Source organism: Priestia aryabhattai (assembly GCF_023715685.1).
GTDB lineage: Bacteria > Bacillota > Bacilli > Bacillales > Bacillaceae_H > Priestia > Priestia aryabhattai_B.
Genome location: NZ_JAMBOQ010000001.1, coordinates 936,442 through 950,758, shown reverse-complemented (window position 1 = coordinate 950,758; position 14,317 = coordinate 936,442). Strand labels below are relative to the sequence as shown.

Genomic DNA, 14,317 nt, shown 5'->3' with positions numbered 1-14,317 from the left:
GTTACTTCAAAATTCAAAGGAGTGTACAATTTGACTTTTTTAAAAAAACAATGGCTAATTGGGTGTATTTGCTTAGCAGTTGGATTGGCTTTTTATATCTATCGGACAGGTGGAGAGAAACCGGAAAGTTCTCTTCAAACCTCGGATATGATAAAGGCAGAATCTTCCGCTACAAAAAAAGAAGGAGAGTCGTCTAATCAAGTAATTTCAAACCAAGATTCCCCGTTTGTTATGGTGGATATTAAAGGAGCTGTTCAGAAGCCTGGTGTGTACCAGCTTCCGAAAGATGCAAGGGTAAAAGATGCTTTAGCACAAGCCGGAGGTGCTACGAAAGAAGCAGACTTAAGACAGCTCAATTTAGCTAGCAAGCTACAAGATGAAATGGCTGTTTATATTCCAGCTGCTGGAGAAGAAATCCCGCCTTCATCTCCTGTTTCTTCAATGTCTTCCTCAGGAACTTCAAATAATCAGCCCCTTGTTAATATCAATACGGCGAACACTGATGAACTTCAAACGTTGAATGGGATTGGACCTTCAAAAGCGAGTGCCATCGTTTCATATCGAGAGGAAAATGGCTTGTTTCAAACGGTAGAGGATTTGGGGCAAGTATCAGGTATTGGCGAGAAGTCGCTAGAAAAAATTAAAGCTCAAATTACGGTACAGTAGAGACTTATTGACGAAAAAGGAAAAGAAACGCTACACTATGAAAGAGACAAGTATAATTATAATCATTCAGTTTTAAATAAAAAGGTAGGGAATGAGATGAACCGGATTTCATGGGATCAATATTTTATGGCACAAAGCCATTTGCTAGCTTTGAGAAGCACTTGTGAACGTCTAGCTGTTGGGGCTACAGTTGTACGTGATAAACGTATTATAGCTGGAGGATATAACGGCTCGATCAGCGGAGGGGTGCATTGTGCTGACGAAGGCTGTTATGTGATTGATGGACACTGTGTAAGAACTGTCCATGCAGAAGTGAATGCACTGCTACAGTGTGCTAAGTTTGGCGTAAAAACAGAAGATGCGGAAGTATACGTCACGCATTTTCCTTGTTTAAATTGCTGTAAAGCCCTTATTCAAGCAGGAATTAAAACAGTATATTATGCTAATGATTACAAAAATCATCCGTATGCTGTTGAGTTATTTCAACAGGCGGGAGTGAAAACAGCAAAAGTTGAACTTGATGAAGCAATCATTGACTTAAAAAGTAAAGAGAAGCTTCAATTTGTGACGGATGTTCTCGCTCGTTTAGAAAAAAGCGGAGAGGACGAAGCAGAAGTGATGAATTTACAGCGTGAAGCTCTCGCTTTGTTTACGGCAAATTAAAGGTAAAAGAGGTTTTTTACTCGGTAACAGTAAAAAGCCTCTTTTTTTTAAGAAGAAAGGAGCTAAAAGTGAAAGGATATTATATTTACTGTGCTTTTAGCATGATGATAGCTTTATATGCATATGATAATCATTCCGCTACAAGCTTGTTTTTGCTAATCGTGCTTTTCATTTTTCAATGGCTACAATGTCCGAGGAAAGTAGTTATTGCTTCTGCACTGTTGAGTGTTTTTTGCGTCTATCTATTAGCTGAGACAAACAAGCATAACAAAACGGTTCTTTTAGCTGACTCTTCTACTTTTACAGGCGAAATTTCATCTGTTCCGCATAGTGATGGCGACAAGCTTACTTTTAGGTTTACGGTTCAAAATGAAGAGGTCATGGCTTTTTATAAACTAAAAACGTTGGAAGAGAAACAGCAGCTCGAAAAGCTAACGATTCATCAAGTTTGTCAACTAGCGGGGCAATTAACTTCGCCTTCACCTGCTCGCAACCTTCATGCATTTGATTATCAGCAATATTTATACCATCAGTCTATTCATTGGCAGCTTAACGTCAAGAGACTTGATTTGGTAAAATGTCAGCTCCCTACTTTAACTCCCCTTACGTACCTTACCTTTATTCGTCAAAAAGGAATTAATTATATCCAACAAAATATGTCCAATCCAAGCGCTGGGTTTATGCAGGCATTAATTTACGGCGAGCGCACCGGCATCGAAGAAGAAAGTATCAAGCGCTATCAGCAATTTGGTTTAATACACTTGCTTGCAATATCAGGTCTTCATGTTGGACTGCTGACAGCGATGTGTTTTTATTTGCTAATTCGGATTGGAATAACGCGGGGGCGAGCTATTACGCTTTTACTTGTGCTTCTTCCTGTATACATGGTTTTGGCCGGTGGCAGCGCTTCAGTTGTTCGAGCTGTCTTTATGAGCATGCTGATGCTTATATCTATAAAAATACAAAAGAAAATTCTTTTGGTTGATAGCATCAGTCTTGCTTTTATGGCCATGCTGCTTTTTAAACCGTACTATTTATTTGATGTAGGATTTCAGCTTTCTTTTGCTGTTAGTTTTGCATTGATTTTATCGAGTCAGACGATTTTACCTCGTTTTCATTCTTCTTTCAGCCAGCTCATGGCTGTTTCAGCGATTGCACAAGTCAGTTCACTTCCTTTATTGTTGTATTATTTTTATGGAGTATCTCTCCTCAGTTTGCCATTAAATATGGTTTTTGTACCGTTGTTTTCTCTTGTTGTGTTACCCCTTTGTTTGCTCATTCTTTTTGTTCGTATCATCTTGCCGGGAGTGAGTGAATTGCTGGAGCAAATTCTTCATGTTCTTTTACTTTTTTGTGAGAAATTGCTTGGCTTATTTGAGTGGATTCCCGCTGATTTTGTAACAGGAAAACCCCACATTTTGCTGTTTTTGGGCATGTACTTATGCATTTATGCTTTATTTGTTGCGGTCGAAGAAGGGAGACTTTTCTTTCGCTATATGTTTCTTCTCGTGGCTTTGTTAGTCGCACAATGTATGTATCCTTATTTGAATCCAAAAGGAACGGTTACAATGGTGGATGTAGGACAAGGAGACTGCTTTATCATTGAGCTCCCTTATCGAAGAGGTGTGTATATCATCGATACCGGAGGAACTGTTTCATTTCCAAAAGAACCATGGCAAAAGCGTCGTTCCTCTTTTGACGTGGGAGAAGATGTGCTTGTCCCCTTTTTGCATTCAAAAGGAATTACAAAGGTAGATAAAATGATTATCACACACGGTGATTATGATCACGCAGGTGCGGCACAGCATTTATTTTCAAAAGTGAGCGTCGGAGAGCTGATACTTGGGAAAAAAGCAGAATTAAATGATGTGGAGAATGACTTGATGATCGCTGCTCAAAAACAAAGCGTACCTGTTCAAATTGTTCAACAAGGAGATAGTTGGCAAGAAGGAGGCATTTTATTTCAGATTATTTCTCCGACAGGTCTTGAAAAAACGAGCAACAACGGCTCAATTGTAATAGACGTTAAGTTAGGAAATTTAAGATGGCTATTCACCGGAGATTTAGAAAAAGAAGGAGAACAAAGAATATTGAAAGACTTTCCAAACCTTAAAGCAGATGTATTAAAAGTTGGACATCATGGCAGTAAAACCTCAACTTCAGAAGAGTTTGTTCAACATTTAAATCCTAAAGTAGCGCTTGTTTCAGCGGGGCAAAAAAATCGTTATGGTCATCCTCATCAAGAAATTTTACAGCTTCTGAAAAGCTACGGGGTGTATATTTATCGAACAGATGAAGATGGGGGGGTGATGTATGAATTTACAAAAAAGTCAGGAACGTTTTCGCAGCAACTTCCATAGTCTATAGTAAGAAAAACGAACTAAAAAAGACTGCTAAGAAGCAGCCTTGAAGCAATTTTACGAACCTAAGTAGTGAATCACAGTTGCAATAACAAATAAGGCAGTGAAAAAGCCAAATGAAACACCAAATCCTACGGCAGAATCGACAGCGTCGTTGCGTTTACTTTGGACACTTTCTTCAAATTGGTTCATTAACACCCCTCCTGTTTACAGTATAATCTAACTTTTTTTAAAAATCTAGACAATTTAAAAGCGTTTTCATAAACTGACAACAGTTAACAACTATACTTTACGAGCATGAGGAGAAAATAGAGATAAGGGTTTAATCATTAACAATTAAGTAACCTAGGGCTTATATTGTTGATGTTTATCATAAACTGAGGAATTGTCGTTTTAAGGCAATTCCTTTTGTATTGTTGCCAAAAACTCATAACACCTTTACGATAGAAATTGTATTTTGTTTATCAATAACTATACATAATCAACATAGATGAATAAAAAAAGAGGAGCGCATATACGTTGGCAGTTGATAGCTTAAAAAGTATTACCAAAAATAATATAGCCCCCGTTTACTTAATACACGGGGTCAATGCATTTATGAGTAAAAAGATTAGAGATAAAATCGTCGACTATACGTTGGATGAAGAAGATAAAGAATTTAACTTGTCTCTATACGATTTAGAAGAAACACCGATTGATCAAGTTCTAGAAGATGCTGAAACGCTTCCTTTTTTAGGAGACAAGCGTGTAGTGGTTGCGAAAAATGCAGCATTTTTAACGGCTGAAAAATCAAAAGATAAAGTAGAACATGATCTAGCAAAACTTCAGCAATATGTCGAGCAGCCCTCGTCTTTTTCAACGTTAATTCTACTAGCCCCTTATGAAAAGCTCGATGAAAGAAAAAAAATAACAAAATTATTAAAAAAACAAGCAGCTTACATCGAAGCGAACGAATTTGGTGAAAAAGAAATGAAACAGTGGGTTCATAATTTGCTTTCAAAAGATGAGGTGAATATGGATGAAGATGCTGTGACGTTGCTTATTCAGCTTGTGGGTCTTAATGTAACGCTTGTGACAAATGAAATTGAAAAAATGGTGTTATACGTTGGACAAGGCGGAGTCATTACAAAAGAAGTTGTGCTTAAGCTTGTGGCAAAAACGCTTGAACAAAATGTATTTACGCTTATTGACGCTGTTATTCAGCGAAAGGTTTCTACTGCTTTAAATATGTATCAGGATTTACTGCGTAATAACGAAGAGCCTATTAAAATTTTATCTTTGTTAGCGACGCAGTTTCGTTTGATTTATCATACGAAGCAGCTGTCTAGCCAAGGGTACGGTCAGCAGCAAATTGCCCAAACAATTAAGGTTCATCCGTTTCGTGTAAAAATTGCTTTGCAGCAGAGCAGAAGTTTTGAGGAACAGCAGCTTAAAGGAATTTTAAAGGATTTAGCAGAGGCAGATTATGAAATGAAGACGGGAAAAATGGATAAAGCGCTTATTTTACAGCTGTTTTTATTAAAAAGAGCGCAATAAAAAAACGATCCTAATGGGATCGTTTTTGTCTCAATTATGCTGATAAACCGTTAAGTTTTACTGCTAAGCGAGATTTTTGACGAGCTGCAGCATTTTTGTGGATAATACCAGATTGTGCAGCTTTGTCTAATTTTTTAGAAGCAACAGCAAATGCTGCTTTTGCGTTATCTACATCGTTGTTTTCAACTAAAGCTTCAAAGTTTTTGATTGCAGTACGCATAGCTGATTTAGCTTGAATGTTATGAGCACGGCGAGCTTCAGTAGTTTTTACACGTTTGATAGCTGATTTAATGTTTGGCATCCGTTTCACCTCCCGAAATGATAACAATCGAGATTATATAGAACTCGACATTCTTCACAATAAGAACAAAAGATATTTTATCAAACACAAGGACAGAATGCAATAGCCTTGACAAGGAATTTTATATGACAGACCTCTCTTCAAAAGCTTGTAGCTGATATTGCGCCCTTCCTTCTACTTTTCATTTCTTAAATGCATGAATCTGCCAGTCCTCGGTGACAATAATTTCAACAAAGATTGTCTAGGAGGTTAAGAAATGGAAAAAGAACTTGATTTGAGTCAATATAGCGTGCGTACGGATTTAGCTGTCGAAGCAAAAGACATAGCGCTAGAAAACCAGCCTAAATCGAATAACCAGTCAGAAATCAAAGGCGTAATTGTGAAAGAAAAAGAAGAACAAGGTGTCAAAATTTCAATGGTAGAAATTACGGAAGAGGGCGCAGAAGCAATCGGTAAGAAAAAAGGCCGATATGTAACGCTTGAATCGGTAGGCATTCGCGAGCAGGATACTGAAAAGCAAGAGGCCATGGAAGAAGTATTTGCTAAAGAACTGAATTTTTTTATTAAAAGCCTCAACATTCCAGACGATGCTAGCTGTCTTGTAGTGGGTCTTGGAAACTTAAGCGTTACACCAGATGCGCTTGGACCAAAGGCAGTAGATAATTTGTTGATTACAAGACATTTGTTTGAGTTGCAGCCTGAAAGCGTGCAGGACGGCTTTAGACCCGTTAGTGCTATTGTTCCGGGAGTAATGGGAATGACGGGTATTGAGACAAGTGATATTATCTTTGGTGTTGTAAAGAAAGTGAATCCAGATTTTATTATTGCAATCGATGCGCTGGCCGCTCGTTCGATTGAACGTGTAAATGCTACTATTCAAATTTCAGATTCAGGTATTCATCCGGGATCTGGGGTTGGAAACAAGCGCAAAGAAATTAGTTATGAAACACTTGGAATTCCAGTTATCGCAATAGGTATTCCAACGGTGGTGGATGCTGTCTCCATTACAAGCGATACAATTGACTTTATCTTGAAACATTTCGGCCGAGAAATGAAAGAGCAGGGAAAGCCGTCTAAGTCGCTGCTTCCGTCTGGTATGACGTTTGGAGAAAAAAAGAAGCTCACGGAGGATGATTTACCCAATGAAGAGCAGCGTCAAACGTATCTCGGTATGATTGGCACTCTTCCCGATGAAGAAAAAAGACGTCTTATTCATGAAGTGCTTGCACCTTTAGGTCATAATTTGATGGTCACGCCAAAAGAAGTGGATATGTTTATTGAAGATATGGCTAATGTAGTTGCAGGAGGGCTAAACGCTGCTTTGCATCATGAAGTGGACCAAGAGAACTTTGGGGCATATACTCATTAATACGCTTTTAGATGAATGAGTTCTTCAGAATATAGTCATAATGGTTAGTACCTACAGAAGATAGAGAAGTAAGGGGCCTGATAATATGATTAAATTTACTTTAAAATCAGTAGTGCTAACCGTTTTTTTACTGTGTGTCGTGTTTTTAGGAATGCAGACGGCTCAGCAAGGGTTAATTAAAATGAAGGGATATAATGATCCTTCTATTGAACATGTTATTAATGTGTCTAAAACGTCAAATGGTCAGGTGAAAGCTGCTATTTTAGGTTCAAAAAAAGTCGTGAACATCGATGAAAAACAGCAGTTTTTAGAAAAACGAAAGGCTTTTAACTTTTTCTCGTCGCTAGGTCAAAGTCTAGCTGAAGGCGTGAAAAGTACAATAGGAAAAGCTTTCGAGGCTATCCATCATCTTTTTAATTAAAAGCAGAATCTCTTTCTGCTTTTTTGTATGGAAAAATCCCTAATGGAATGCTTATTGAATGTTGACGAATGTGTTGTTATAATTTAATTTAGTGTATTTTGCCGATTTTCAGTAGGAGTGAAAAAAATATGGATAGAGAAGCAAGATTGAAACGACAATCGAAAATCAGAAACTTTTCGATTATTGCTCATATAGACCACGGTAAGTCAACATTAGCAGACCGTATTTTAGAAAAAACAAATGCATTAACACAGCGAGAAATGAAAGCTCAGCTTTTAGATTCGATGGATTTAGAACGTGAACGTGGAATTACCATTAAATTAAATGCTGTGCAGCTTCAATACACAGCAAAAGATGGAGAAGAGTATACTTTTCATCTAATTGATACACCGGGACACGTCGATTTTACATATGAAGTGTCGCGAAGTTTAGCCGCGTGTGAAGGTGCTATTCTAGTAGTAGATGCAGCTCAAGGTATTGAAGCCCAAACACTAGCAAACGTATATTTAGCGCTTGATAACAACCTTGAAATTTTACCTGTCATTAATAAGATTGACCTGCCGAGCGCAGAGCCAGAGCGAGTGCGCCAAGAGGTTGAAGACGTAATTGGCCTAGATGCGTCTGAAGCTGTATTAGCTTCAGCTAAAGCAGGAATTGGAATTGAAGAGATTTTAGAACAAATTGTGGAAAAAGTTCCTGCTCCTGAAGGCGATCCAGATGCACCGCTTCAAGCACTAATCTTTGATTCGTTTTATGATGCATACCGAGGTGTAGTTGCATCTATTCGTATCGTACAGGGACGAGTAAAAGTAGGCGACAAAATTAAAATGATGGCAACAGGAAAAGAGTTTGAGGTAACGGAGCTAGGTGTGTTAACGCCAAAAGCCGTTGCTAAAGATGAACTTTCTGTTGGCGACGTAGGATTTTTAACAGCAGCTATTAAAAACGTTGGAGATACGCGAGTAGGGGATACGATTACTCTTGCTAAAAACGGAGCAAGTGAACCTCTTCCTGGTTATCGTCGTCTGAATCCAATGGTATACTGCGGACTGTATCCGATTGATACAGCGAAGTACAACGATCTTCGTGAAGCACTAGAAAAGTTAGAGCTAAATGACTCTGCACTTCAGTTTGAACCAGAGACGTCTCAGGCCTTAGGGTTTGGTTTCCGATGTGGATTCTTAGGGTTGCTTCACATGGAAATTATCCAAGAGCGTATTGAGCGTGAATTTAAAATTGATTTAATTACAACAGCTCCAAGCGTTATTTATGACGTGTATTTAACAGACGAGACTCATCTGTCTGTAGATAACCCTTCTAATATGCCGGACCCACAAAAAATTGAACGTGTGGAAGAACCGTATGTGAAGGCAACGATGATGGTACCAAACGATTATGTTGGTGCTGTGATGGAGCTTTGTCAGAAGAAGCGAGGTAACTTTATTGATATGCAGTACTTGGATGCTAATCGCGTTAGTATTGTATACGAAATTCCGCTAGCTGAAATTGTATATGATTTCTTTGATCAATTAAAATCAAATACAAAAGGCTATGCGTCGTTTGATTACGAGCTTATCGGATATCAGCCTTCGAAGCTTGTGAAGATGGATATTCTCTTAAACGGTGAAACGGTCGATGCGCTGTCGTTTATCGTTCACAGAGATTCAGCTTACGATCGTGGTAAAGTCATTGTAGAAAAGCTTAAAGAGCTTATTCCACGTCAACAGTTCGAAGTGCCGATTCAAGCGGCAATCGGTCAAAAAATTGTGGCGCGTTCAACAATTAAAGCCATTCGCAAAAACGTTTTAGCAAAATGTTACGGCGGAGATATCTCTCGTAAACGTAAACTTCTTGAAAAGCAAAAAGAAGGTAAAAAACGTATGAAGCAGGTCGGTTCTGTTGAAGTACCGCAGGAAGCATTTATGGCTGTGCTTCGCATGGACGAAGATTAATAGCTGAAATTCTATTATTTAACATGTCAAATTAGTTTTGAAAATGAAGCTAATCTGATACGATAGTAAAGAGTTTTGAGCGCTGTAAATAAGTGTGAACGAACATAGATAAAAATACCGCAGAGAGACTCTGCGGTATTTTTATCATTTATAAATGTGATTGAGGTGAAAGTCCATGGTGAAGGCAGCATATCTGCATATCCCGTTTTGTCATCATATTTGTCACTATTGTGACTTTAATAAAGTGTTTTTCAAAAATCAGCCTGTTATGCCGTATTTAGAAAGCATGCGAGAAGAAATGAAACAAACAGTTGAACATTATCCCACGAACAATTTAAACACGATATTCGTTGGAGGTGGAACGCCTACAGCGTTAGATGAACAGCAGCTAGAGTATTTTTTAGAATCCATTCGTATGTATCTTCCTTATGACGAGAAAGGTGAGTTTACATTTGAAGCGAATCCGAATGAATTGACGAAAGAAAAGCTTCAGCTTCTCCATGACTATGGCGTGAATCGTTTAAGCATTGGTGTGCAAACGTTTAATGAAAGATTATTGGAGAAAATTGGACGTGTGCATTCAAATAGACAGGTATTTGATTGTGTTGAGCAAGCTAGAAAGATTGGAATGTCGAATATAAGCTTAGACTTAATTTATAGCTTGCCGGAACAAACGGTAGCTGATTTCTCTGATACGCTTCAAACCGCTTTTTCATTAGAGGTAGAGCATATGTCTGCCTATTCGTTAATTATTGAACCTAAAACGGTATTTTATAATTTAATGAACAAAGGGAAGCTGCCGCTGCCTGCTCAGGAAGAAGAAGCAGCTATGTATGAGCTGCTTATGAAAGAAATGGACAAACAAGGGTTTCATCAATATGAAATCAGTAATTTCGCAAAGCTAGGCTACGAGAGCATTCATAACCTAACATATTGGGACAACGACGATTATTACGGAATTGGCGCAGGAGCACATAGCTATATTGACGGAATAAGACGAGCAAATATTGGACCATTAAAAAAGTACATTGATTCAGTCGAGCAAACAGGAAATGCATATCTCAATGAAGTAAGTGTGACCGAAACGGAAAAAATGGAAGAAGAAATGTTTTTGGGCCTTCGTAAAACGAAAGGAGTCTCAAAAGAGGAGTTTAAGCGAAAATTCAATCGAGAATTAAAAGATGTATTTGGAGAACCTATTCAAGAATATAAAGAGAGAGGACTTTTGGGTGAAGACAATAGCTCAGTCTTTTTAACACACAATGGTCGATTTTTGGGGAATGAAGTTTTTCAAGCCTTTATTGGGATAATCTAATATCAAATCGTTGACATCGCTATAGTGATTTGGTAATTTATTATTAGATTTAGCACTCAGAGTTTTAGAGTGCTAACAGAGGTGATGAAGCGTGCTTACTGATCGACAGTTATTAATTTTACAAGTTATTATTGATGATTTCATTCGATCTGCGCAGCCGGTAGGCTCTCGAACATTATCTAAGAAAGAAGAGTTTAATTTTAGTTCGGCTACGATTCGTAATGAAATGTCAGACCTAGAAGAACTTGGATTTATTGAAAAAACTCATACTTCTTCAGGGCGCGTTCCGTCTGAGAAAGGTTATCGTTATTATGTTGATCATCTAGTGTCCCCGCAGCACTTGAAAGCAAGCGATGTTTCTACGGTACGTTCGGTATTTGCTGAACGCATTGTAGAACTGGAGCAGCTCGTTCAAAAGTCAGCGCAAATTTTATCTGATTTAACGAGTTTAACGTCCATTGTGCTAGGACCAAAAGCGGTCAGCCATAAGTTAAAACAACTGCAGATTTTACCTTTAACGGCTCAGTCAGCTGTTGCGATTATTGTGACAGATACAGGACACGTTGAAAGTCGGACGATTACGCTACCGAGCAGTATTCAACCTTCCGATATTGAAAAGATGGTTAACATTTTGAACGAAAAGCTCATCGGCGTCCGTATTACTGATTTACATGATAAAATGTACAAAGAAGTAGCGACGCTCTTAAAAAGCCATATTCAAGGGTATGAGCAGACGATGGATATACTCAATGATGCATTAAAGCTCAACATGAATGGCAAATTAGTAGTTGGCGGCAAAACGAATATGTTTGCTCAGCCGGAATTTCATGATCTTAATAAAATTCGCGGGCTGTTTAACATTATTGAACATGAACAGCAGTTTTATCAGCTGCTAAGCCCAAACGAGGCTGGCATACATGTAAAGATTGGTCATGAGAATAAAGTGAATGAAATGGTAGGGTGCAGCTTAATTACAGCTACTTATTCATTTGGTCACGAACAGCTTGGCACAATTGCTATACTAGGACCGACCCGCATGGAATATGCGCGTGTGATTAGTTTGCTTACACTGCTGTCATCAGATATGTCTCAAATGTTAACAAACTTGTATAAAGAATAAAGGAATTGGGTGGAATATATTACTTCCATCCTTTCCCTGTGATAAAATAAAAATCGTTGTTTAAAATGTGAAAATGTGTGTAAACATTTAAGGGAGGTGAATGAATTGTCAAACGAAAAGCAAGTAGAAGAACAAAACGAAGAAGTGGTTGAAGAAGTTCAAACAGAAGCTGCTGAAGCAACTGAAGCTGAGGCGTCTGAGGAAGTAAACCCTCTTCAACAAGAAAATGATCAATTAAAGCAACAGCTTGAAGAAGAAGAGAATCGCTACTTACGTCTACAAGCTGATTTCGATAATTTCCGTCGTCGTTCACGTCTCGATGCAGAAGCTGCTCAAAAATACCGTGCTCAATCATTGGTTTCGGATATTTTACCAGCACTTGATAACTTTGAACGTGCATTACAAGTTAACACAGCAGACGAACAAACTAAATCTGTGCTACAAGGTGTAGAAATGGTATACCGTCAATTGGTAGAGGCACTTCAAAAAGAAGGTGTTGAAGCAATTGAGTCAGTCGGGAAAACATTCGATCCATACGAGCATCAAGCAGTGATGCAAGTAGAGGACGATGAATATGAACCGAACACGGTAGTAGAAGAACTTCAAAAAGGTTATAAATTAAAAGATAAAATCATCCGCCCTGCGATGGTTAAAGTTAATCAATAACACTACATATTATGAAGGAGGTCATTGTCAATGAGTAAGATCATTGGTATCGATTTAGGTACAACTAACTCTTGTGTCGCTGTATTAGAAGGCGGCGAACCAAAAGTAATTCCAAATCCAGAAGGAAACCGTACAACGCCATCAGTTGTGGCATTCAAAAACGGTGAGCGTCAAGTTGGGGAAGTAGCGAAACGTCAAGCTATTACAAACCCTAACACAATTATTTCAGTTAAACGTCATATGGGTACAGACCATAAGGTGGAAGCTGAAGGCAAACAATACACGCCTCAAGAAATGTCAGCTATCATTCTTCAACATTTAAAAGGTTATGCTGAAGAGTATTTAGGTGAGCCTGTAACAAAAGCTGTTATCACAGTTCCTGCTTACTTCAATGATGCTGAGCGTCAAGCAACAAAAGATGCTGGTAAAATTGCTGGTTTAGAAGTAGAGCGTATTATTAACGAGCCTACTGCAGCAGCACTTGCATACGGATTAGAAAAAACAGATGAAGATCAAACGGTTTTAGTTTATGACCTTGGTGGCGGTACGTTTGACGTATCTATTCTAGAACTTGGCGACGGCGTATTTGAAGTTCGCGCAACTGCAGGTGACAACCGCCTTGGTGGTGACGACTTTGACCAAGTGATCATCGACTATTTAGTAGCTGAATTCAAAAAAGAAAACGGCGTTGATTTAAGCAAAGATAAAATGGCGCTTCAACGTCTAAAAGATGCGGCTGAAAAAGCGAAAAAAGATTTATCAGGCGTAACATCTACACAAATTTCTTTACCATTTATCACTGCTGGAGAAGCTGGTCCTCTTCACTTAGAGGTATCTTTATCACGTGCTAAATTTGACGAGTTATCAGCAGGCCTTGTAGAGCGTACAATGGCTCCTGTGCGTCAAGCTTTAAAAGATGCAGGTCTTTCTGCAAGCGAACTTGATAAAGTAATCTTAGTTGGTGGTTCAACTCGTATCCCAGCGGTACAAGAAGCAATCAAAAAAGAAACTGGTCAAGATCCTCATAAAGGTGTAAACCCTGATGAAGTAGTTGCACTTGGTGCAGCAATTCAAGGTGGCGTATTAACTGGTGATGTAAAAGACGTTGTATTACTAGACGTAACGCCTTTATCACTAGGTATCGAAACAATGGGTGGCGTATTTACAAAGCTAATTGAGCGTAATACGACGATTCCAACAAGTAAATCACAAGTATTCTCAACGGCTGCAGATAACCAAACGGCTGTAGATATTCATGTTCTTCAAGGTGAGCGTCCAATGTCTGCAGACAACAAAACACTGGGTCGTTTCCAATTAACAGATATTCCACCTGCACCACGCGGAGTACCTCAAATCGAAGTATCATTCGATATTGACAAAAACGGTATCGTAAACGTTCGTGCAAAAGATTTAGGTACAAACAAAGAGCAAGCTATTACAATTAAATCTTCAACAGGTTTATCAGATGACGAAATCGACCGCATGGTAAAAGAAGCGGAAGAAAACGCAGATGCTGATAAGCAACGTAAAGAAGAAGTGGAACTACGCAATGAAGCAGATCAATTAGTGTTCACAACTGAAAAAACATTAAAAGATCTTGAAGGAAAAGTAGAAGAAGCTGAAGTAACAAAAGCTAACGAAGCAAAAGATGCTTTAAAAGCTGCGATTGAAAAGAATGACCTTGAAGAAATCAAAGCGAAAAAAGATGAGCTTCAAGAAATCGTTCAAGCGTTAACTGTAAAATTGTATGAGCAAGCTCAACAAGCTCAGCAAGCAGGTGAACAAGGCGCTCAAAATGATGATGTTGTAGATGCAGAGTTTGAAGAAGTAAACGACGACAAAAAATAATGCATCTTGACGACTAACGTGAATGACGCCATGGTGCGATTCACATCTTTTTAAAAGTCAAAGTCAAGCTTATTTCTTGGCTTTGACTTTTTTAACGTGG

Annotated in this window: 13 protein-coding genes; 11 read left to right on the top strand and 2 right to left on the bottom strand. The window is 38.5% G+C overall.

Annotated elements, in window-relative coordinates:
- The first annotated feature begins 30 nt into the window (after positions 1 to 30).
- The 3 genes from M3225_RS04935 to M3225_RS04925 all read left to right on the top strand — a co-directional run bounded on the left by M3225_RS04935 (position 31) and on the right by M3225_RS04925 (position 3,689).
- Positions 31 to 666 carry a helix-hairpin-helix domain-containing protein gene (locus M3225_RS04935; protein WP_285885235.1) on the top strand — a complete coding sequence of 212 codons (636 nt, stop codon included), beginning with the start codon at positions 31 to 33 and terminating at the stop codon, positions 664 to 666.
- A 96-nt stretch (positions 667 to 762) separates the two neighbouring features.
- Entirely contained in the window at positions 763 to 1,329 is a 567-nt protein-coding gene (locus tag M3225_RS04930; RefSeq protein WP_251391457.1) for a ComE operon protein 2, read from the top strand.
- 68 nt (positions 1,330 to 1,397) lie between these two features.
- A complete protein-coding gene (locus M3225_RS04925; protein WP_251391456.1) occupies positions 1,398 to 3,689 on the top strand; it encodes a DNA internalization-related competence protein ComEC/Rec2 in 2,292 nt (763 codons plus the stop codon).
- 57 nt (positions 3,690 to 3,746) lie between these two features.
- Here the strand turns inward: M3225_RS04925 and M3225_RS04920 are convergent, their stop codons facing one another.
- Positions 3,747 to 3,881, bottom strand: a complete 135-nt coding sequence (locus M3225_RS04920; protein WP_013059251.1) for a YqzM family protein — start codon at positions 3,879 to 3,881, stop codon at positions 3,747 to 3,749.
- Positions 3,882 to 4,208: 327 nt separating this feature from the next.
- Here M3225_RS04920 and holA point away from each other — a divergent pair, with 327 nt between their 5' ends.
- Entirely contained in the window at positions 4,209 to 5,225 is a 1,017-nt protein-coding gene (gene holA, locus M3225_RS04915) for a DNA polymerase III subunit delta (RefSeq protein ID WP_251391455.1), read from the top strand.
- 34 nt (positions 5,226 to 5,259) lie between these two features.
- On the opposite strand, the gene rpsT is transcribed toward holA, so the two are convergent.
- Positions 5,260 to 5,526: a 30S ribosomal protein S20 gene (gene rpsT / locus M3225_RS04910; protein ID WP_013059249.1), complete on the bottom strand. Its 267-nt coding sequence runs from the start codon at positions 5,524 to 5,526 to the stop codon at positions 5,260 to 5,262.
- 256 nt (positions 5,527 to 5,782) lie between these two features.
- Here rpsT and gpr point away from each other — a divergent pair, with 256 nt between their 5' ends.
- From gpr to dnaK, 7 genes are all read left to right on the top strand, one after another.
- Positions 5,783 to 6,895 carry a GPR endopeptidase gene (gene gpr, locus M3225_RS04905; protein WP_251391454.1) on the top strand — a complete coding sequence of 371 codons (1,113 nt, stop codon included), beginning with the start codon at positions 5,783 to 5,785 and terminating at the stop codon, positions 6,893 to 6,895.
- An 85-nt stretch (positions 6,896 to 6,980) separates the two neighbouring features.
- Positions 6,981 to 7,316: a DUF3679 domain-containing protein gene (locus M3225_RS04900; protein ID WP_251391453.1), complete on the top strand. Its 336-nt coding sequence runs from the start codon at positions 6,981 to 6,983 to the stop codon at positions 7,314 to 7,316.
- Between the two features lie 128 nt (positions 7,317 to 7,444).
- A complete protein-coding gene (gene lepA / locus M3225_RS04895) occupies positions 7,445 to 9,268 on the top strand; it encodes a translation elongation factor 4 (protein ID WP_251391452.1) in 1,824 nt (607 codons plus the stop codon).
- A 175-nt stretch (positions 9,269 to 9,443) separates the two neighbouring features.
- Positions 9,444 to 10,583 (top strand): radical SAM family heme chaperone HemW, encoded by a 1,140-nt coding sequence (hemW, locus tag M3225_RS04890; RefSeq protein ID WP_251391451.1) that lies wholly within the window; start codon positions 9,444 to 9,446, stop codon positions 10,581 to 10,583.
- Between the two features lie 91 nt (positions 10,584 to 10,674).
- The gene (hrcA, locus tag M3225_RS04885; protein ID WP_251391449.1) at positions 10,675 to 11,703 is read left to right on the top strand and encodes a heat-inducible transcriptional repressor HrcA; all 1,029 of its coding nucleotides are present in this window, start codon (positions 10,675 to 10,677) and stop codon (positions 11,701 to 11,703) included.
- A 105-nt stretch (positions 11,704 to 11,808) separates the two neighbouring features.
- Positions 11,809 to 12,369 carry a nucleotide exchange factor GrpE gene (gene grpE / locus M3225_RS04880; RefSeq protein WP_116073711.1) on the top strand — a complete coding sequence of 187 codons (561 nt, stop codon included), beginning with the start codon at positions 11,809 to 11,811 and terminating at the stop codon, positions 12,367 to 12,369.
- Positions 12,370 to 12,399: 30 nt separating this feature from the next.
- A complete protein-coding gene (gene dnaK / locus M3225_RS04875; RefSeq protein ID WP_251391448.1) occupies positions 12,400 to 14,217 on the top strand; it encodes a molecular chaperone DnaK in 1,818 nt (605 codons plus the stop codon).
- The last annotated feature ends 100 nt before the right edge of the window (positions 14,218 to 14,317 follow it).